Raw genomic sequence first — 19,250 nt, 5'->3', positions numbered from 1 at the left:
CGGACCCCGGAGAGGAGGACGCGTCATGGAACCGCTGATGATAGGGGCGGTGGCGTACACCCCCAACGTCGTGCCCATCTGGGAGGGCATCCGCGACTACTTCCGGACAGCGCCCGTCGAGATGGACTTCGTACTGTTCTCCAACTACGGCCGCCAGGTCGATGCACTGCTGGCCGGCACCATCGACATCGCATGGAACACCAACCTGGCCTGGGTACGCACCGTCCTCCAGGCGGACGGTCACGCGACGGCGCTCGCCATGCGCGACACCGATCTGGCATTCCGCAGCCATTTGGTCTGTCGGGCCGGAGCTCGACTGCGCGGTCCCGGGGACCTCAAAGGGAGACGGCTGGCGCTGGGCAGCCGGGACTCCGCACAGGCGGCGATCCTGCCGCTGCACTATCTGCGACGCGAGGGTATCGCCGACGGTGAGGTCGAACTCCTGCGCATCGACAGCGATCTGGGCAAGCACGGCGACACCGGCCGCAGCGAACTGGAAGCCATCCGGGCCGTACTCGACGGCGACGCAGACGCCGCCGCGATCGGCATCACCACCTGGGAGGCCATCGGACGCGACGAACTCATGCCCGGCGCACTGGAATCCTTCTGGACCAGCCCCGCCTACTGCCACTGCAACTTCACCGCCCTCGACACCCAGGACACGGCACGCACCGAACCCTGGACAGCACACCTGCTGGCCATGGACTGGGACGACCCCGAGCACCGCCGCATCCTGGAACTCGAAGGACTCAAACGCTGGGTACGCCCCGAACTCGACGGCTACAGCGACCTCTTCCAAGCCGTCGAAGAACAGGACATCGCACGACGATGGTGATCCTCGAACTGGTCGAGCGGGTTCTCTCCACGGCGGAGGGAGACACCGTCACACTGCCGGTCGACTCGGCGGACGAGCGGGACCTGGCAGCTGCGTGGTGCGCCCGCACCGGCAACACCCTGGTGGCCGCCGACGACAGCAGCGTCACGGTCCGGCGGGGACGTCCGGCGGATCCGGTGGCGGCACTTCCCGCGGACCGCCGCCCCGGCGCACGCCTGTGGCTCTACACCAACTTCGACTGCAACCTCGCCTGCGACTACTGCTGCGCACGATCCTCACCGCAGGCGGCCCGACGCGCACTGGGTGTGGACCGGGTACGGGAGATCGCCAAGGCCGCACCCGCCGCCGGAGTCACCGAAATCCTGCTCACCGGCGGCGAACCGTTCATACTCCCCGACCTCGACCAGATCGTCGCCGACTGCACCGCCGCGCTGCCCACCACCCTCCTCACCAACGGCATGCTCTTCCGCGGACACCGGCTGCAGATGCTCCAGGCCATGCCCCGCGACCGCCTCACCCTGCAGATCAGCCTCGACTCCGCCACCCCGGATCTGCACGACACCCACCGGGGCAAGGGCAGCTGGGCCAAGGCCGTCGCCGGCATTCGCACCGCACTCGGCGAGGGCTTCACCGTACGGGTGGCAGCGACCCTCACCACCGACGACCGCGAGGAGGAGCGCGAGCTCCGGTCCTTCCTCGACTCGCTCGGCATCCCGCACCGGCACCAGGTGGTCCGGCCCGTCGCCCACCAGGGCGCCGCCGAGGACGGCCTGGAACTCACGGTGGAAACCCTGATTCCAGAGGTCACCATCACAGCCGACGGCGTGTATTGGCACCCCGTCGGGGCCGACAACGACGAACAGCTGGTCACCCGCGACATCTTCCCGCTGGACGCCGCTATCGACCTCGTACGGGAGCGGTACCGCGCGCACCGGGCCACAGCGGACGCCGCCGCCCGCACCTTCCCGTGCGCATGAGCCGATTCGCCGGGCAGGCAATCTCTCCACCGTCCATCGACAGCCGGACCGGATCGCATCCCAACGGAGAGCGGCATCTAAGGTTTGCGGGCGAGTAGTTGAATCTCCTGGAACTGCCGTCGGTCGGTGGGCTGAGGCTGGCGGACCATCCGGGTCACCTCGGCCAACCCGGACTTGCGCAGCATCGAGGCCAGGTGATCAGGCCACCACCGATAGGCCGGCGCGACTGTGTGATCGAAGGCCTGCGTCGGGTGAGACGGATCATCGCTTGCCGAAAAGCCGACCAGCAGGTGGCCGCCAGGTGACAGCACACGATGGAACTCCGCCAAGATGACGGGGAGTTCCTGGGGCGGCGTATGGATGATGGACCAACGTGAGAGAACGCCGCCCAGCACGCCGTCAGCGATGTTCAACGCGGCCATCGAGCCCACGTCGAACCGCAGCCCCGGATAGGCCTGTCGAGCCAACTTGATCATCGCAGGAGAGGCATCAACGCCAAACGCCGCCAGCCCCAGCTCGTCGAGGTAAGCGGTGATGTGGCCGGGCCCGCACCCCAGGTCCGCGACCTGACCGTCCCCACCCGCACGTACGACCTCGGCGAAGGCACCCAAGATCGCGCGGTCCAGGGGACTGTCACGCAGCGTGTCGCGGAACAGCTGTGCATAGGTGGGGGCAGCAGCATCGTAAGCCTCGCGGGTGGCGCTGAGAGCATCGTGTTCGACCATGCTCGCGACGGTAGTTCCTGGCGCTGAGGCGAGCCGAGAGAATCACGATCTTCCCTACCGCCCATCCGCCCGGGCCATCGCCAGTTCGGAGAAGAGTTCGCCATCACGACGCGGATCGGCCCCGGCCGCCGCCGGCTGCGCCTCGCCCAGCTGGTGCAGATGCTCGCCGAGCCCGTCTCGATCGACGCCCGCCAGGCCGTCAACGTCACTGCCTCGGTCGGCGCTGCGACCCCCGACGCGATCGGCACCACCCACCCGTCGCTGCTCCAGCGGGCCGCCGACGCCGCGATGTACGAGGGCAAGCACTGCGGCCGCGCGGTGTTCACCACTGCCCGGCACACGCAGGTGCCGTCCAACACCGGTCGACGGGCGGGCCGCCCCGGCACGCACACGCTGGGGCGTGTCGCATGCGCTGCTCGCCTGGGCCGAGGCCCCCGCGATTACGTCGTCCGAGGTGCCAAACGCCCCTGCTGGAACGAAGCGCTCTCTTGGACCGTGTCCTATGTGGCGGTCGCTCGCTGTGCTTGCACAGAACTCCGCCTCAGACCCCGGTATGCCGGAAGCCTGGTGCCTTCGTGCCTGGGCGAAGGGCCGGACGCAACCGCCCCTTTCGGGTGAGACAAAGGGCGCCTTGTCCGGGACATCGGCTGAAGATCGCTAGCGTCGGGAGCGGCCCATTCGCCAGGTCGAGGGAGGGCAGCGTGCGTTCGGACACCCCGCGCAGGATCATAGCGGCCGGCACTCCGGGTGCGAGTGGAGTGATACGGATGACCACGTACGTTCCTCTTGCCGAGAGTGGCCGCAGGGACGCTTCCGTCGCCAGCCGCCGACCCGGGCATCTGCGCGCCGTGGCGCCCGATTTCCCCCTGAACCGAGCGAGGTCATGGAGATGAACAAGCGATTCGTCGTCGGCCCCCTGATCGCCGGTACGGCAGTGGCAGGACTCGCAGCACTCGCCGTCCCGGTACTGGCTGCTCCAGCAGAGACTCCGACGGCTGTCCAGGCCCCTTTGATCAGCAGTCCTCGGATGCTCGGCATCATTGGCACCTACGCGCCGGGCCACGAGTCCGTGATGAAGCACCAGGCTGCCCAGCAGGCGGCGAAGGTCACGGAGGACAACGCTGCCGCTGCCGATGAGCCCATCAGGGGCGAGAAGTCCTGGGACGCCAGGAAGCTCGGCCGCAAGCACGTCAAGACGCCGGTGACGTACCCGATGAAGCCGCCGGTCGGCGGTGACCACCACCAGGCGTGGATGAACTGCGACGGCAACGTCTACGACAAGGCGATCCCCGACGTGAACGCCGTGCACTCGCTCGAGCACGGCGCGGTGTGGGTGACGTACAACGACAAGGCCCCGGCCACCGACGTGAAGAAGCTGAAGGACAAGGTCAGCCAGATCTCGTACTCGCTGATGAGCCCTGTGCAGGACCAGGCCGGGGCGATCATGCTCACCGCCTGGGGCAAGCAGATCACGGTCGACAGCGCGGACGACCCGCGGGTGGACCAGTTCCTCACCAAGTACGTGCAGGGTCCGCAGACACCCGAGCCGGGTGCCACATGCATGGGCGGACTGACCGGGTGAGGACCTGGACGAGGGTCCGTGGGCTCGCAGCCACGGCCGCCACGCCGGTGCTGCTGTTCGCGGGCGCGGCCACCGTCGCGTACGCCGGCGGCGACGACGTCTACCAGGCCGGGCACGGGAGCACGGCGGCCGCCCCCGCGCCGGACTCGCCCGACGTCGGCTTCGCCCGTGACATGGCCGTCCACCACCAGCAGGCGGTGGAGATGTCCTTCATCGTCCGCGACCGCACACAGGACGAAGAGCTACGGCGACTCGCCTACGACATCGCCAACACCCAGGCCACCCAGCGCGGCATGCTCCTGGGCTGGCTGGACCTGTGGCAACTGCCGAAAGTCGCACCCGGAACGGCACCCATGGCCTGGATGACGGCTTCCGAAAGCAGCGAGGGCCATGGCAGTCACGAAGATCATGGCAGTCACCAGGTCCGTGAGGGTTCGCTGATGCCCGGCATGGCCACCCACGCGGAGCTGGAGCATCTGGCGAAGGCGAGCGGCAGGCAGGCCGAAGTGCTCTTCCTGCAGCTGATGACCGACCACCACAACGGCGGCATCACGATGGCACGGGGCTGCGCGGACCTGTGCACCGTGCCGCAGGAGAAGGCCCTCGCCCGGAAGATGCTCGACGCCCAGCAGTCCGAGACGGACCTGATGGCGGACATGCTCAGACAGCGGAACTCTGCGCCACGGCCCTGATCCTCTCCTCCGCCTCCCCCGACCGCATCGAGGACGTCCGCGACCGCCTCCGCGACTTTGCCGCCCCAGTGAGAACCGGGAGAACCCGGGTCCCGGGCCTCAGTCTTCTTGACGGCGCTCTTTGAATTCGGCTCTGAGCGGATCTGCGTGAACGCTCCTGTACTTTCTTCCGGACCCGCAATGGCGGGTTTCCAAGGGAGGCGGAGGGAGCGACCGTGGTTGATGAACGGCTTGATGCCGAGTGGCTCCGTGGCTGGTGCGAGCAGGCGGATGCGGCGCTGGCGGAGCTGATGCGGTCGTTCCAGACACGGCACGGGGTCGAGCCCGACAGCAACGTGGTCGTGCTTGCTACGGAAAAGAGCCACCAGGCGACGGACAGACTCGTGGAACTGACGCCGATTCCCTCGGACCTGACCACGATGTACTGGGTGATCGACGAGGTCTCTCTTCCCGATGTGGACAACGGTTACTTTGTCCACCCGGCTTCAACAGCCGCGGACCACTTCCGCGAGTACGGGGCCGTCCAGATCGACGGGGAGGAATCTGCCCTGGTCTTCGCCAGCGATGGCGGCGGCCATCTGTTCGCCCTGGCGGGTTCCGGTCGGGTTTGGAGGTCAACCACCGCCTCATGGTTCGATCAGTTCGACCTTGCCGCAGCCAGTCTTCAAGAGTTCTTCGAAGGGCTCTCCCGACAGATCAACAGCCAGCTCTGACTGCTGGTCGAAGGGCTGGCCGAATCACAGCCGGGTGAGGATTCGGGTCCTCAGGGGCCGGAATGATGCCCGGCCATATATGGCTCTCTTGATCGTTTTGGCCCTGTTGACGTGCCCCTCGACGGTGCCCGTCGGCCTGACCACCCGCCCGCACCCCGGCCAATCCTGAGCCGGGCGCTCCTGTGAGTGCCCCACGGGCAGGACCCCACGGTAATCCATGGTTTCCTGAATTCAGGAACAGATGTACTGTCGTGGGGTGCTGACTGTTGCCCCCGACGTTGAGGTGCTGGCCCGGTTCGGCCGCGCGCTCGCTGACCCGATCCGATGCCGGCTGCTGCTCGCCCTGCGTGAAGCCCCGGCCTATCCCTCCGATCTCGCTGACGCCATCGGCGTCTCCCGCACACGCCTGTCGAACCACTTGGCGTGCCTGCGGGACTGCGGTCTGGTGGTCACGACGCCTGACGGCCGCCGCACTCGCTACGAACTGGCCGACGAACGCCTCGGGCACGCGCTCGACGACCTGCGCGCCGCTGTGGTCGCCGTTGAGGCCGACCGCACCTGCGCCGAGGCGGATGAGAAGGGGTGCTGCTGATGACCGCGACATCCCTCGGCCCGTCGCCGGCCCGCCGCGACGTCCTCGCCAGGCGGATACGCCTGCTGGTCGCGGTCACGATCGCCTACAACGTCATCGAGGCAGTTGTCGCCATCACGGCCGGCACCCTGGCCTCTTCGACCGCACTGGTCGGCTTCGGCCTTGACTCCGTCATCGAGGTCTCCTCCGCGGCCGCGGTCGCCTGGCAGTTCTCCGCCGGCGAGCACGCGGTTCGCGAGGCCCGCGAGAAGACCACCCTGCGGATCGTCTCCGTCTCGTTCTTCGCGCTCGCCGCGTACGTCAGCGTCGACGCCGTCCGGGCTCTGATCGGCACCGGGGAGGCCGACCGCTCCATCCCCGGCATCGTGCTCGCCGCCCTCTCGCTCGCCGTGATGCCGTTCCTGTCCACCGCCCAGCGCAAGGCGGGACGCGAACTCGGCTCCGCCAGCGCGGTCGCCGACTCCAAGCAGACCCTTCTGTGCACCTACCTCTCGGCGGTGCTCCTGGTCGGCCTGGTTCTCAACGCCACCCTCGGCTGGTCCTGGGCCGACCCCATCGCCGCTCTCGTCATCGCCGCCATCGCGGTCAAGGAAGGTCGGGACGCCTGGCAGGGCAAGGGCTGCTGCGCGGCCCCGGCCGCCGCGGCGATTCCGGGCGCCGGCACTAAGCCGGACGCCTGCGGCTGTGCTCCCGGATGCAGCTGCTGCAACTGACCAGTCCCGCGGCGGCCTCGGACACCGAGAAGATCGAAGCGGACAGGCGAGGTGGGCGTCGTCGATGATGCGGCTGCGGTCGCGGTAGCCGAGGATCGTGTTGTCGAGTGCCGGGAGGAACCGGACGGGTGCGGGGGTGTCCGGGTGTGGGCCGGTGCGTCGGGCAGGTCGAGAAGCTCGCGGCCGCGTTCGTCGCGGAAGGAGACGAGTTCTTCGCGGATGGCTTTGACTGCAGCGGGCAGTCCGGCGAGGCCGCACCAGGAGCGGATGTCACTCGAAGGCGTGCAGTCGGGACCAGAGGCCGATGAAGGGTTCCTGGGGTTGTTGCGCCTACTTCCGCACAGATGTGCCACGGCGTCGTGGACGGGTGTGTCCGCACGCTCGAGCAGGTACTGGCGGGCGAGGGTCGCGCGGTTGAGGGCGCGTGTGTCGAGGACGGTCATGGTGTTCTCAGGCCGCGGCGCGCTCGTCGGCCGGATGCCGGCGCAGGGCCGGGTGGGCGAGGGAGGGGGTGTGCAGGAGACGTCCAGCGGGCTGATGTCGGTGCCGGGCGGGACGATCGCGTCGATCCGGTCGAGGACGTCGTCGTCTGCGGACACGATCCAGCGTCGTCAACTGCCGCTGTGATTGGGGCCCTTGCCCCCATCAGGCCGTTGAACTTGGTGGCCCGCACCACCTCGTCTCGACGGCCCTTGAGGGCTTTGCCGACGATCTCTTCGGTCTCGCTGCAGCCGTACACATCGGCTGTGTCGATAAAGTTGATGCCTGCGTCCATCGCCCGGTGGACCATGCGCACGCAGTCGTCGTGCTCGGGATTGCCCGTCTTGCCGAACATCATGGTGCCCAGGCCCAGTAGGCGCTGACCTCGATCCCGGTACATCCCAGTTGCTGCATGCGCACGGCGGCCCGCTTCCTTCCGATTGTCTGCCGGGTGCCGCCGCGTCGCCGGGGCGGCACCCGTGGTCCTGTGCCGAGTCTGCCGGCTCAGCCGTTGTAGGGAGCGGTGACGTCCAGGACCCAGGTGACGCCGAAGCGGTCGGTGAGCATGCCGTACAGCGGCGCCCACTGTGCGGCCTCCAAGGGGCGCACCACCGTCGAGCCCTCCAGCAGCCCCTGCCACAGGGCACTGATCTCGTCGGCGTCGTCGCCGCGCACGGAGACGAAGAAGGGTTTCTCGCCCCGGTTCCAGGGCAGCTGGGAGGGCACGTCGTAGGCCATGACGTGGAATCCGTCATCCCCGACCACCTCGCCCCACATCACCCAGTCCGCCTCGTTCTCGTTCTGCACATTGCCGGCGTCCTTGTAGGTGACGGCGACGGTGCGTCCGCCGAAGACGGACTGGTAGAAGTCCAGCGCCTGACGCGCGTCGCCCCGGAAGTTCAGGTGGGTGGTGGTCGTGACGGACATGCCTGCTCCTTGCGTGCGGTTCCTCGAATACGTGCCGCCGCGGTGGAGGAGCTACGGCGCAACTGCCGTGAACTGGGCATTGACCCCTTGGCGGCTCTGGACCACCATGTCAGGAGTAGCGGACAGGATGTGTCCTGTACTGCGGGCAGAATGGTGGCCATGCAGAAAGCGTCCTCGCGACTGCTCGCACTGCTCTCACTGCTCCAGACGCGTCCTGACTGGTCCGGCAAGACCGGCGGCACCACCCCGCGCTGACCCCGAGCACGGATAGTTCTCCGGCGCCGCCGTCGACCTGTCCCATCCGCCCTCCCACCACTGGAACGCCTGGACCACAACGACGGCCAGACCCGCTCCGGCGTTGGCTCACCGGCACTGCGGCAGACCCGCTCCGGCTGACGCGACACAACTGCGGGGACGGCCAGGGCGGTGTCGATCCCGGAGGGCGTCCAGCGAGATGGCCGGTCCACGGACTGGTCGGGCAGCGGGATGGCGGCGATGTCGCCGACCAGGAAACGGGCGCGTGCTGCTCTCCAGGCTCGTCAGTATCGCCGACCGGGTGCTCGACGCGTACCGCAATCTCCCCACCTCGTGGACGGCGTCGTTCACCACGCGGGCGGTTCACGATGCCCTTGTGCAGCTGCCAGACCAGGGCGGCGCGGTACTTAGAAATGATCTGAGTACGAATACGGATGGGGACTGAGTTGACCTGACGAAAGGGTGAAGATCACGGATGGGGCACCGCCCCCGTCTGGACCTGTAGTCAACCCTTCTCTGAGGTATGTCATGCGTAAGTTAGGAACAGCAGCCGCTGCACTCCTGGTGGCCGGTGCCGGCCTGGTGGCCACGGCCGGGACGGCCGGGGCCGCGACCGGTCCCGTGGACAAGGCCCCCTCGGCCGAAGCCTGTTCGACCGCCTGGGGCAGCGGTGTCAAGTCGGCCACGGACTCGGACACCAAGCCGCTGAGGAACATCACGACCAGCAAGAGCACCTGCTACGACCGCATGGTCTTCGACGCCAAAGGCGTGAGTGGCAAGATCGGCTACCACGTCGGTTACGTGGCCAAGTTCCATCAGGACGGCTCCGGCGAGCAGATACCGGTCACCGGCGGCGCCATCCTGCAGATATTCGTGTCCGCGCCGAGCTACGACCCGGCGACGACCAAGCCGACGTACACCGGGAAGGCGGGTAAGCCGCTACCTGGTGTGAACATCACCGGATACAAGACGTTCACGGACACCAAGTTCGGGGCGAGCGTCGAAGGCCAGACTCAGATCGGCCTGGGTGTACGAACCAAGCTCCCCTTCCGAGTGCAGCAGTCCGGCGACAAGCTCATCGTGGACGTCGCACACACCCGGTAAGGCAACGGGTGGGCTGCCCGGCCGCGCCTCCAGCCGGGCAGCCCACCCGTAGGAGGAGACGTTCGAAGCACGGCGGTCGTGGAGGCTCACATGGAGTTGAGGAACCGGACGTCGTGCCGCCCGGCGCTGCGGCCGGGGTAGCGGAGCTCTGTCCCGATGCCGATCTTTCGCGCTCCGATCGCATAACTGTGAACCACCCGGTACACGACTGGTTCATCTCCCAGCTGCGGCACACTGAGCGGACCATCCACAAGCTGGAGCACGGACATCCCGCTCTGGCTCCCCAAGCGGCTCCTCAGCCAGCGCTTCCCCGACCTCCAGCCCCCAGGGCGGACCTACATGACGGAGGACAACTACCGCAGGATCAGGACCCACTACGCACAGGGCCTGACTCCCACGGAGAAACGGCGCTACTTCCTCGACAACCACGACATCTGGATCCCCCTGAGCATCATCACGGCACTCTTCATCACCTACGCCCGAGAACCCCAGGCAGCTCAACCCAGTGAACCCGAGTGACAGGCGTCCACTGGACCCTTGTCACGGCGGGTCGGTCTCGTGGGAATCAGGGAAACGGTGGGTCGGCGGCGCGTCCTGCGAGGGCCGGAAGCGCCCGTCCCAGGCGGGCGAGCGGGGACAGGGCCATCAGCACCGGGGAGAGCATCATGCCTGCGGCCGTCACCAGGAGGCTGGTGCGCAGCCCCCACTCCATCGCGAGAAACCCGCCGAGTAGCGAGCCGAGTGGGGTCAGCCCCATGCCGGCAAACGTGATCGTCGCGGCCGCGCGGCCTTGCATCCCGTCCGGAGTGACCGCCTGCCGGACGGCCAGGACCGTGACATTCACCAACTGGCCGGCGGTACCGAACACGAAGTTGATCGCAAGGAGCGCGGTAACAGTCACCGCAGAGGAGCCGTGCAGCGCGGGCACACACAGGAACGCGCCGTCGCCGAGTGCGGCTGCGGACACGAGCACCGCACCATGACCGAACCGGCCCGGCAGACGGGAGGCCAGCACCGAGCCCAGGAGCGCGCCAGGCCCCGTTGCCGCAAGCGCCAGCCCGACGGCGGTACCCGACAAGTGCAGTTCCCGCGGCAGGAAGAGCAGATAGACCGTCATCACGGCCGCGAAGGAGAACTGGAAGGCGGCCGAGGCAAGGCACACGGTCCGCAGCGAGGCGTCCCTGACGACGAAACGGAGCCCCTCATGAATCCGCCGCCATATGCGAGGGGGACGTTCCGAGCGTTCCGGGATCGATTCGATCCGACGGATCCGCCGGATCGACAGGAACGACAACGCGAAGAACAGCGCGCTGGAGGCGGCAGCGATCGGCGCCGACAGCAGTGACACCAAAGCACCGCCGAGGGCGGGACCGCCGATCTGCGCCGCGGACCGGCTGCCCTCGAGCGCGCTGTTACCCCGCACCAACTGATCGCGTTTCACCATTCGTACGAGAGACGCCTGGTATGCCACGTCGAAGAACACGGACAGGGCCCCGACGGCGAAGGCGACTACGAGCAGCGCGGGCAGGCCGAGCCAGCCGAGGAGGCCGGCCACGGCAGCGACGCCCAGGGCCAGGGTTCGGCCGACGTCCGTCAGCACCATCACCGTGCGGGCCCGCCACCTGTCTACCCACGCACCGACGAAGAGCGAGAGCAACAGGATCGGCGCCTGCCCCAACGCTCGGAGGACGCCCAACTGGCCGGCCCCGGCGTCGAGTGTCAGGACGGCGAAGAGCGGCAACACCACCAGGCTTGCATGTTCGCCGAGTTGGGAGGCCGTCTGACCCACCCAGAGGCTACGGAAGTCGCCATCCCGCCACAGACTTGAAGGGACAGGTCGACTGGAATCAGATACAGCGGAGGAAGCGGACGGCACCGGGATCCCTTGGATTGCCGACGACGAGGCCCATCACCCGGCGCACAACAGGCGCACCGAAGGATCAGGCAGGGGAAGGCTCGCTGTGCCGCAACATCAAGGGGCAGCACGCGATGACAGGCCGGTCACGGCCCACAACGTCAACGCGCGCTCGGAAGACCGACCATGTCTCAGCTCCTCGTGGGTCACTCGCCGAACCTGAACGCTAGCCTTTGGCGGCCAGGCATGCGAACCCTGCGCGAGATGTACCACCTGTCACTGAACGAAGCCCGGCTGACGGCCGCCGACCTGCGGGGAGCCGGCCTGGTCGGCACGTCCGTGGAAATGGCGCACCTGGCAGAAGGACTCCGCAAGCGGTCCGTCGCCACCACCCTCGCTCCGTCGCCCACCTGACCGCCCGCGAAGCTGCTCGGGCGGGTTGACAAACGGCATGAGGAATCGATGGCACAGGACACTCAGCCCCAGGGCCCGCCGCTGACGAGAGCGGGGCCGGAGTGGCGGGCAGCGACGGAGGCGGTCGCCGGCACGGCAGCGCCTTCCGCCACATGGTTGAAAGTGTGAAGGGTTGAAAGGGTGAACGACGCAAGTGCGCACCGGGTGAACCGGCCCGCCGGGCGCCCAGCCGTGGTTGGTGGCCAGGGGCCGGCACTACGGCCGGGCGAGAGCGAAGCAGGCCAGAGTGATCACCGTACGGCCTTGAAGGCGTCCGCCCTCCGCAGCTCGATACGGGTCAGCTCACTGAACTGGGCCCTGAGGGACTTTTCGATGCGTTCCAGTTTGTCGGCCGGCAGCCGCAGTCGCCGGGCGATGCGCCCGGGGGACGAGCCCCCGTGCCAGGCGATCACCACGGTGCCCCCGGGGCGCACCACACGGTGCAGTTCGCGTAGTCCGGCTTCCAGGTCTGACCAGATGGCCACATTGTTGACCGAGACGACACGGTCGACGCTCTGATCGGCCAGGCCGGTGCGGTCCGCCGTACCGAGGCTCAGGGTGACGCGGCCTGCGCGGACCGCACCGCGGTTGGCCTTGGTTGCGGCGTCCCGCATTTCGGGGGACGGGTCCACGCCGAGGATGGTGGTGGCCGGGGTGCGAGTGGCCAGCAGCCGTACCAGTCCGCCAGGCCCGTACCCCACCTCCAGCACCCGGTCGTGCGGCTGGACGTCCAGGATGCCGAGCACGTCGTGCTGGTCCCGGCTGTTGGTCCACAGCATGAACCGTCCGGCAGCCCGCCCGAGCATGCCGGACGGGCGAGCGAACGGTGAGGTGACGGGCTGGCCCGTAGCCCAGGAAGCCGGTTGGGAGTCCATACCGACAGACTGGCTCCCCCACCCCGCCGGGAGTCAAACAGGGCTGAGCCGTCCGGGCAGCCCTCGGACGAGCGCAGCCGTACCCCGGACGGGATCCATAACCCCCGGAGGTGGGCCCAGCGCCTGAAGCAGGCCGTCGCACGCCTGCTCGCAGGAGGGGACGTAAATCGTTCGGTGTCACTCCCGATCAAAGGAGATCCAGGACGACCGCCCGCCGCGCGACGTGCGCCGCTGCGAGACAAGCTCCCACGCCTGTACCTGGAACGCGCGGCGATGGAACAGCTCGGAGCGGATCCGGCGCCCCGGGAGCGGATCTTCGCGGTCGTCTTCGACGGGCTGCGGCCACGCTGAATCGAAGGCGTACGAACCTCCCACGGACGTTGCCGAACGGACCGATCCCGCCACTGGAGGAAGCTCGACCGGCCGGGCGCGGGCAGCCTCGTGCGGATCACAGATCGTATCGACGAACAGCATGTGTCCGAACCGGTCTGGTGGTCCTGGACGTCACCGCCCGCGATGATGCGACCGCGATCGCGTTGGTTTCCGACTCGATCGGGTGGGGGCGGGCCTTGGCGAGGAGTTCGCGGCCCATGTACCGGTCCGGCGCGAAGGCCGAGCGGGGGAACGAACGCCCCGGCCTGGAGGCGTTGGAGCCACCTGCGTGAGCCCGTGTCACCGGCATCTCGTAGGCTCCGGCCATGAGCGACGGGGAATCCGGCAGACGGGTCATAGACGGGCGCTTCGAGCTGGAGGCGCGGCTCGGTGGCGGCGGCATGGGTATGGTGTGGCGGGCGCGCGATCTGGTCCTGGACCGGGCCGTGGCGCTCAAGGAGGTACGGCCGCCCGATCCGGGTCTCGCCGAGTACGACCCGCAGGGCGCGGCGATGCTCCGGGCCCGGGTGCTGCGCGAGGCACGGGCGCTCGCCCGTGTCGACCACCCCAATGTGGTGACCATCCACCACGTGGTGGACGGCGGGGAGCACACCTACCCCTGGCTCGTCATGGAGTTGGTGACCGGCGGATCGCTCCAGGACCGGCTTGGGAAGGGGCCGCTGGCGCCCGTCGAGGCCGCCCGGCTCGGCCGCGAGGTGCTGGCCGCGCTGCGCGCCGCGCACGACGTCGGCATCCAGCACCGGGACGTGAAGCCCGCCAACGTCCTGATGAGGCCCGACGGACGTCCCGTCCTCACCGACTTCGGCATCGCGGCCATCAGGGAGTCGACCGCCCTCACCGCGACCGGGTCCGTCATCGGCACGCCCGACTACATGGCACCCGAACGCATCTCCGGCGACGAGGGCGGCCCGGGCTCCGACCTGTGGTCGCTGGCGATGATGCTGTACGTCGCCGTCGAGGGGCATCACCCGCTGCGCAGGGGAACCACCCTCGCGACGTTGGCGGCCCTCCTGAGCGAGGAGCTTCCGCCGCCCCTCCAGGCCGGACCGCTGACCGGCTTCCTGAGCACCGTGCTCGTCAAGGACCCGGCCGACCGGGCGGACGCGGAGACCGCCGACCGGATGCTCGCAGAAGCGGCCGCAGGCCGGGACACGGCGCCGACTGCTCCGAGTGTCCCGAGTGCTCCGGACGGGGCGCGGGGGCCGGGCGGGGGCACCTCGTACCGGTTGGCTCCTCCCCCGGGGCCGACGACCGCACCCCCACCCTCCGCACCGGTCTCACCGCCCGGTTTCGGACCGCCGACGGGCTTCGGGCCGCCGATCGGCTTCGGACCGTCGGCTCCGCACAATGCCGTGCCCGGTCCGGTCGGGCCGCCGACCCCCTACCCGGTGGGCCCCACACGGCCGACGCCGGCGCGACCCGGCGGCCGTGCGAAGCGCCGGGTCGCGATCGCCTCGTCCGTCGTCGGAACCGTGCTGGCAGGAGTCCTGGTGTGGACTGCGCTGCCTGACCGAGGCGGCAAGGACGGCAAGACGGCAGCCAATCCACCCGGCCCGACCTCGACCTCGACGAACGGCCCGACTCCCGCACCGCCCACAGCGTCCCGCGCGGCGCCGGCGCCCCAGGCCGACGCGAAGACCGATCTGCTCACCCCGGACGGCATCCGGACGGCGGTGAAGGAGATCAAGGCCACGACCGGCACGGACCGCGCGTGCGACTTCACCGTCTATCCGGACTACGTGTCCGCGGAAATCATGGTCAAGGGCAGCGACACCAAGTACGACAGCTACACCTACCGCCCGGCCCAGGGCGTCCAGAAGGGCATCATCAGCAGCGCGCTCATCGGCGGCGACCGCCCGTTCAGCCTGGACGACTTCGACTGGGACGTCCTCCCCGCCCTGCTGAAGCGGGCGGAGAAGGACCTGAACGTGAAGCGGCCGACCATGCGTTACGTCCTGGTCCGCCCCGCCGACGACACGTTCGACACCCCGCTGGGACTGGCCGTCTATCTCGCCGACGACCACGTCACCGGCTATCTGGATGCCGACCTGAAGGGCAAGGTGACCCGGGTGATGCCGGCCCAGGACTGACCGGCCTGTCGGCTGGGCCCGGCGGCGTGGTGGACGAACGCCGCCCGGGCCCCGGGGACGACGGTGAGGGCCGGGCCCTCGGCTTCTTGGCGTCGTCGACGTGGATGGTGTTGGGCAGGCGGCGACCTCAACGCAGGCGCACCGCTGGAGCTGCTGTACGAGGACGTGCGTCACCCCTGCCCGTGAGGTGGCGTCGTGGCTCAGCGGACGGGAACTCGGGGGAACGCGTGCGCGTCGATGAATCCGGGGACGACGACGCGGCCGCCCAGGTCCCTGATGTCCGGCTATGCCGGGCTCGGACGGACCCAGGCGGCGCGACACTCCTTGAGTGTCCCGACGGCGGTGCCGTCCGAACCAAACACGAGCACCGCCTGGCCCTGAGCGGTGAGCCGGTCCATCCCCAACCGCGCGGCAACGGCCGTGTTGTTCCCGCCTGTGGCACAGGCCGGCACGATCCGAGCCCGCTTCGCCAAGCCTTGGGCCGTGGCACGCCGCTTTGCCCAGTTCTGCAAGGTCAGCCGCTCAGCCTCGGACTACACGAGCGGCTCCAGCCTGGTGAGGCCCATGCCCACAGCACAGCGCGAAGTGACGAGTGGGGGTACCGGCCCGGCCTACGGCCTGTACGAGTCCGGCAGCAAGCCGTGGTTGGAGTGGGGAGGACCTGGACCTGTCCGTACCCTTCTCCCGCACAGGGTGTTTCGGCCCTCGCCCGAGCGGTCCGTCCGCGCCAAGCACGCCCCGGCGAGGAGGACTTCTCGCCATGCTGGTTCACCGGGTCGATCGTCATCGTTCTGCCCGGGGGAGTGACAGATCGTCATCGGTGTGGGTTAGGATGCTGGAGATGAAGAACTTCTCCTCGTACGGATTGGGGGAATCGTTCGCACCAGGTGAGTGCTGATGGCACATCACTTCGCGAACCAGATTCCGGCCCGCTTGTTGATATGGCAGCGCGTGCGTGAGTACGCCGTGCCACCGTCCATGATCGAGACCGCGACCGCACGGCGTGCGGTCGGCGACTGGGCAGGGGCCTGCGCCGCCGCCCGGGTCGACGTTGATCTCGATCTGCGCGCCGTGCGCGACCGCCACGGCACCGATCTCGTCACCCACCTCCGTGCAGATCTGCGTCGGCTGGCGCCGGATCTGCTCCGCTGGCACGTGCCCAGGATCGCCCCCGACGGGCGGCTCCGGCCCGGCCTCACCATCTCTCTGGCCCGCTACCGGAGTTCCGGCGCCACGCCGCTGCAGCTGGTGGTGCGGACACCGCCGGACTGGGCGGACGCCGGACAGCGGATGTCCCTGACCCTGTGGGAGGGGGCCGGGAACAGCGCTGCCGGGCACCACCCGCACCCGCATCCCGACCGGCGTTTCCGGCTCGACCTGCATCGGCATCTCTGGGACTCCGGGCGGAGCGGCGAACTGGCGCGGCGGTGCGGTGCGGGCAGGGCGTCGTCCATGCCGCCTCCCGACCGGCCGCACGCACCCAGCCGGCCATTCCTGCCGGATCGGACCGATCGGCCCGATCGGCCCACCGTCCACGATTCCCCGTGGGCGGAGGCAAGTTGGGCCGCCGAGGCGGAGTTGCTGTTGCGGGCCGAGGGGCGCCCTCGCGGAGCCTTCACCGTGCGGCTCGGTACGCGGAGCCGCGCCGTTCTCGAACTCGTCGCCCCCGACGACAGCCACGCCCCGACGTTCCGGCCGCTGCGGGAGGCGCTGGCGCCGCAGGAAGTCGCGGCGCTTCCGGTGCTGCCGGAGGCGGCGGCACGGGTCCTTCCGGATCTGGAGCTGCTGCGGGCCGGGCTGGTCACGGCCGAGCGGCTGCATCCACTGGTCGCCGTAGCACTGGCGGAGTCCAGCTCGGCACCGGTGGCCGGCCCCGCCCCCGAGCCCGGCGATCCGCACCGGGTGGAGTGCCGGGGCGAGGTCCACCGGATCGCGCTGCGGGACGGAGTGCTGACAGCGATCGACCACGACCCGGACCAACTGCGCCGGGAGGACCTTCTGGTGGCACTCGGCGGACCCGCGCTGCCCTGCCTGCGGGCTATCGACGCGGTGCACCGCAACCCGGAGGCACTGCCCGCGGTCCGGGAGCGGCTCGGCCACGGTGACGTCGCCGGGGCACTGGCCGTGGTCGAGGGGCTGCTCGGTCCCGGTGCAGTCCTGCGTGACGGGCCGCTCCGAGAGGAACTGGAGTCGGCCGCGGCCCGCCGCATCGACCACGGGCTCTTCCGCTCGGGGCTGGTCGCCGTGCACCCCGCTGCCGGTGCGGCGACGGGCGGGGACGCCTCGGGCGTGGGGCACGCGGACGCGGGCCACCGTCCCCGGCTCGACCGCCGTGCGCCCCACGCCATGCGCAGCAAGCGGAGCAGCCGGGCCCGGCCCCGTACCGGCTTGGCCGGCTGACCGCCGCCCTCGCTGCGATCACTTTCTCCTCAGCTCGCCCTCACGGCATTCCTCACGGCTTTCCTCTCCGCTTCTCTCACCGCGTCCTTCGCTGCTTCTCCCACCGCGTCCCCTTTCCCTCAGCCCTCAGCCCTCACCGCGCCTTCCGGGCCGCACGCACCCACGACATCCGGGACGGGCTGTCCCGTTCCCTCGACCCACCCCAGGTGATGCCCATGACCTCCAGCACCCTCATGCCCGCCGCGATCCCGACCGCCGGCACGCCCGCACCCACACCCACACCCACACTCGCCGACGCATCCCGATCCGACGCCCAACTCGGCCTCGCCGACGACCTCCTGGCCCTCCTGCGCACGACCACCACCGAGCCACGTCCCGACGAGCAGCTCGAAGCGCTCACCCTGGCCGTCGCGGCCGACCTGCCCGTGCTGCTCTGGGGTGAGCCGGGCATCGGCAAGACCGCGGCCCTGACGCAGCTCGCCGGCTCCCTCGACCTGCCGCTGACCACCGTGATCGCCAGCGTCCACGAGCCGTCCGACTTCTCCGGGCTGCCCATCGTGGGCAGCGACCCTGCGGCGCAGGGGGTGCCGATGGCACCGCCGCAATGGGCCGTGGAGCTCGTACGGGCCGGGCGAGGGCTGCTCTTCCTGGACGAGCTCTCCACCGCCACCCCGGCCGTCCAGGCCGCACTGCTCCGGGTCGTCCTGGAGCGGCGGGTCGGCACTCTGCAACTCCCGCCGGGGGTAAGGATCGTGGCCGCCGCCAATCCACGCGCGTCGGCAGCGGACGGGTGGGAGCTGAGCCCGCCGCTGGCCAACCGGTTCGTGCACCTGTACTGGGTGCACGACCGGGAGGTGGTGGTGCGCGGGCTGGGTGGGGTGTGGCCCCGGGCGGAGCTGCCCCGGCTGATGGCGGAGCGACTGCCAGAGGCGGTGGCGTTCGCCCGGCGGGCCGTCTGCGGCTTCCTGGAAGCCCGGCCGACGCTGATCCACCGGCTGCCGAGCACCGAGACGCGGCGCGGCGGCGCCTGGCCCTCGCCGCGGAGCTGGGAGGCCGCGTTGACCCTGCTGGCTTTCGGCACGGCGGCCTCCGTCTCGCGGGAGGTGCTGGCGCTGCTGGTGCGGGGTGCGGTGGGTGACGGGCCGGGCCTCGAACTCCTCGCCCATCTGGACCGGATGGACCTGCCGGACCCGGAGTCACTGCTGGCCGACCCGGCCGCCGCCGAGCTCCCGGTACGGGGCGATCTGCGGCAGGCGGCACTGGAGGCGGTGGTCGCCGCCGTCGGAGCTCGACCGGAGCGGAGCCGGTGGGACGCGGGCTGGGCCGTACTGGTCCGGGCGCTGGAGACCGGCGCCCCGGACCTGCTGGTCGCCCCGGCGACGACGCTGGCCTCGCTGCGGCGCGACGACTGGGAGGTGCCGGACGCGGTGGAGCGGCTGGTCGAGGTGGTCGGTCTCGCCCGGCGCGCGGACCGGTCGGTGAAGCGGGTCGCGGCGGCGGCCGACGCCGGGCGCGTGACGGGGGCGCGCCGATGACGGGGGCCGCCAAGCGCCCGGGTCCGCGCCCGCTGCCGCGCCCGATGTCCCGGC

The 19,250-nt window shown here is 69.8% G+C and carries 20 protein-coding genes and 2 pseudogenes; 15 read left to right on the top strand and 7 right to left on the bottom strand.

Translation table 11 applies throughout. From position 1 onward, the window contains the following. The first annotated feature begins 25 nt into the window (after window positions 1-25). Complete coding sequence (locus AC0699_RS33140) at window positions 26-835, top strand: Rv1680 family SBP-like protein (RefSeq protein WP_478667828.1); 810 nt, start codon at window positions 26-28, stop codon at window positions 833-835. Next, window positions 829-1,812, top strand: coding sequence for an Rv1681 family radical SAM protein (locus tag AC0699_RS33135; protein WP_478667827.1), 984 nt, complete (start codon window positions 829-831; stop codon window positions 1,810-1,812). The genes AC0699_RS33140 and AC0699_RS33135 overlap by 7 nt, the downstream gene beginning before the upstream one ends. A 77-nt stretch (window positions 1,813-1,889) precedes the next feature. Here the strand turns inward: AC0699_RS33135 and AC0699_RS33130 are convergent, their stop codons facing one another. Next, the gene (locus AC0699_RS33130) at window positions 1,890-2,537 is read right to left on the bottom strand and encodes a class I SAM-dependent methyltransferase (RefSeq protein WP_478667826.1); all 648 of its coding nucleotides are present in this window, start codon (window positions 2,535-2,537) and stop codon (window positions 1,890-1,892) included. Between the two features lie 63 nt (window positions 2,538-2,600). Here AC0699_RS33130 and AC0699_RS33125 point away from each other — a divergent pair, with 63 nt between their 5' ends. The 6 genes from AC0699_RS33125 to AC0699_RS33100 all read left to right on the top strand — a co-directional run bounded on the left by AC0699_RS33125 (window position 2,601) and on the right by AC0699_RS33100 (window position 6,829). Continuing rightward, window positions 2,601-3,155, top strand: a complete 555-nt coding sequence (locus AC0699_RS33125; protein ID WP_478667842.1) for a diguanylate cyclase domain-containing protein — start codon at window positions 2,601-2,603, stop codon at window positions 3,153-3,155. A 271-nt stretch (window positions 3,156-3,426) separates the two neighbouring features. Continuing rightward, the gene (locus AC0699_RS33120) at window positions 3,427-4,119 is read left to right on the top strand and encodes a DUF3105 domain-containing protein (RefSeq protein WP_478667825.1); all 693 of its coding nucleotides are present in this window, start codon (window positions 3,427-3,429) and stop codon (window positions 4,117-4,119) included. Further along, the gene (locus tag AC0699_RS33115) at window positions 4,095-4,811 is read left to right on the top strand and encodes a DUF305 domain-containing protein (protein WP_478667824.1); all 717 of its coding nucleotides are present in this window, start codon (window positions 4,095-4,097) and stop codon (window positions 4,809-4,811) included. Before AC0699_RS33120 ends, AC0699_RS33115 begins: the two co-directional genes overlap by 25 nt. Before the next feature lie 215 nt (window positions 4,812-5,026). Next, window positions 5,027-5,524, top strand: a complete 498-nt coding sequence (locus AC0699_RS33110) for a hypothetical protein (RefSeq protein ID WP_478667823.1) — start codon at window positions 5,027-5,029, stop codon at window positions 5,522-5,524. 256 nt (window positions 5,525-5,780) lie between these two features. Next, a complete protein-coding gene (locus AC0699_RS33105; protein WP_478667822.1) occupies window positions 5,781-6,116 on the top strand; it encodes an ArsR/SmtB family transcription factor in 336 nt (111 codons plus the stop codon). Further along, the gene (locus AC0699_RS33100; RefSeq protein ID WP_478667821.1) at window positions 6,116-6,829 is read left to right on the top strand and encodes a cation efflux transmembrane domain-containing protein; all 714 of its coding nucleotides are present in this window, start codon (window positions 6,116-6,118) and stop codon (window positions 6,827-6,829) included. The genes AC0699_RS33105 and AC0699_RS33100 overlap by 1 nt, the downstream gene beginning before the upstream one ends. A gap of 24 nt (window positions 6,830-6,853) precedes the next feature. Here the strand turns inward: AC0699_RS33100 and AC0699_RS33095 are convergent. Beyond that, window positions 6,854-7,134, bottom strand: a pseudogene (locus AC0699_RS33095) (DNA glycosylase AlkZ-like family protein); the annotation flags it as partial. A 136-nt stretch (window positions 7,135-7,270) separates the two neighbouring features. On the opposite strand from AC0699_RS33095, the gene AC0699_RS33090 reads away from it, so the two are divergent. Beyond that, a complete protein-coding gene (locus tag AC0699_RS33090; protein WP_478667820.1) occupies window positions 7,271-7,456 on the top strand; it encodes a hypothetical protein in 186 nt (61 codons plus the stop codon). Here the strand turns inward: AC0699_RS33090 and AC0699_RS33085 are convergent. Beyond that, window positions 7,444-7,723 (bottom strand): annotated as a pseudogene (locus tag AC0699_RS33085) (aldo/keto reductase); the annotation flags it as partial. The gene AC0699_RS33090 and the pseudogene AC0699_RS33085 overlap by 13 nt on opposite strands. A 90-nt stretch (window positions 7,724-7,813) precedes the next feature. Then, window positions 7,814-8,236, bottom strand: a complete 423-nt coding sequence (locus tag AC0699_RS33080) for a VOC family protein (RefSeq protein ID WP_478667819.1) — start codon at window positions 8,234-8,236, stop codon at window positions 7,814-7,816. A gap of 783 nt (window positions 8,237-9,019) precedes the next feature. Between AC0699_RS33080 and AC0699_RS33075 the strand changes: the two genes are divergently transcribed. Together AC0699_RS33075 and AC0699_RS33070 are read left to right on the top strand one after the other, a co-directional pair. Continuing rightward, the gene (locus tag AC0699_RS33075; protein WP_478667818.1) at window positions 9,020-9,595 is read left to right on the top strand and encodes an AMIN-like domain-containing (lipo)protein; all 576 of its coding nucleotides are present in this window, start codon (window positions 9,020-9,022) and stop codon (window positions 9,593-9,595) included. Window positions 9,596-9,934: 339 nt separating this feature from the next. After that, window positions 9,935-10,114: a hypothetical protein gene (locus tag AC0699_RS33070; protein WP_478667817.1), complete on the top strand. Its 180-nt coding sequence runs from the start codon at window positions 9,935-9,937 to the stop codon at window positions 10,112-10,114. 46 nt (window positions 10,115-10,160) lie between these two features. Here AC0699_RS33070 and AC0699_RS33065 read toward each other — a convergent pair whose 3' ends face one another. Next, window positions 10,161-11,471: an MFS transporter gene (locus AC0699_RS33065; protein WP_478667816.1), complete on the bottom strand. Its 1,311-nt coding sequence runs from the start codon at window positions 11,469-11,471 to the stop codon at window positions 10,161-10,163. A 225-nt stretch (window positions 11,472-11,696) separates the two neighbouring features. Here AC0699_RS33065 and AC0699_RS33060 point away from each other — a divergent pair, with 225 nt between their 5' ends. Then, window positions 11,697-11,864, top strand: coding sequence for a hypothetical protein (locus tag AC0699_RS33060; RefSeq protein WP_478667815.1), 168 nt, complete (start codon window positions 11,697-11,699; stop codon window positions 11,862-11,864). Between the two features lie 290 nt (window positions 11,865-12,154). Here AC0699_RS33060 and AC0699_RS33055 read toward each other — a convergent pair whose 3' ends face one another. Together AC0699_RS33055 and AC0699_RS33050 are read right to left on the bottom strand one after the other, a co-directional pair. Then, on the bottom strand, window positions 12,155-12,778 hold the full coding sequence (locus AC0699_RS33055) for a class I SAM-dependent methyltransferase (RefSeq protein WP_478667814.1): 624 nt from the start codon (window positions 12,776-12,778) through the stop codon (window positions 12,155-12,157). Window positions 12,779-12,955: 177 nt separating this feature from the next. Further along, the gene (locus AC0699_RS33050) at window positions 12,956-13,252 is read right to left on the bottom strand and encodes a hypothetical protein (RefSeq protein WP_478667813.1); all 297 of its coding nucleotides are present in this window, start codon (window positions 13,250-13,252) and stop codon (window positions 12,956-12,958) included. A 224-nt stretch (window positions 13,253-13,476) separates the two neighbouring features. On the opposite strand from AC0699_RS33050, the gene AC0699_RS33045 reads away from it, so the two are divergent. The 3 genes from AC0699_RS33045 (at window position 13,477) to AC0699_RS33035 (ending at window position 19,196) form a co-directional block, all read left to right on the top strand. Further along, window positions 13,477-15,261 carry a serine/threonine-protein kinase gene (locus tag AC0699_RS33045; RefSeq protein WP_478667812.1) on the top strand — a complete coding sequence of 595 codons (1,785 nt, stop codon included), beginning with the start codon at window positions 13,477-13,479 and terminating at the stop codon, window positions 15,259-15,261. Window positions 15,262-16,158: 897 nt separating this feature from the next. After that, window positions 16,159-17,661 carry a hypothetical protein gene (locus AC0699_RS33040; RefSeq protein ID WP_478667811.1) on the top strand — a complete coding sequence of 501 codons (1,503 nt, stop codon included), beginning with the start codon at window positions 16,159-16,161 and terminating at the stop codon, window positions 17,659-17,661. 215 nt (window positions 17,662-17,876) lie between these two features. Next, window positions 17,877-19,196: an AAA family ATPase gene (locus AC0699_RS33035; RefSeq protein ID WP_478667810.1), complete on the top strand. Its 1,320-nt coding sequence runs from the start codon at window positions 17,877-17,879 to the stop codon at window positions 19,194-19,196. The last annotated feature ends 54 nt before the right edge of the window (window positions 19,197-19,250 follow it).

The organism is Streptomyces sp. NPDC043870 (assembly GCF_056435785.1).
Note: the sequence above shows the minus strand (reverse complement) of the source record. Positions and strands in the feature narration are given on the sequence as shown.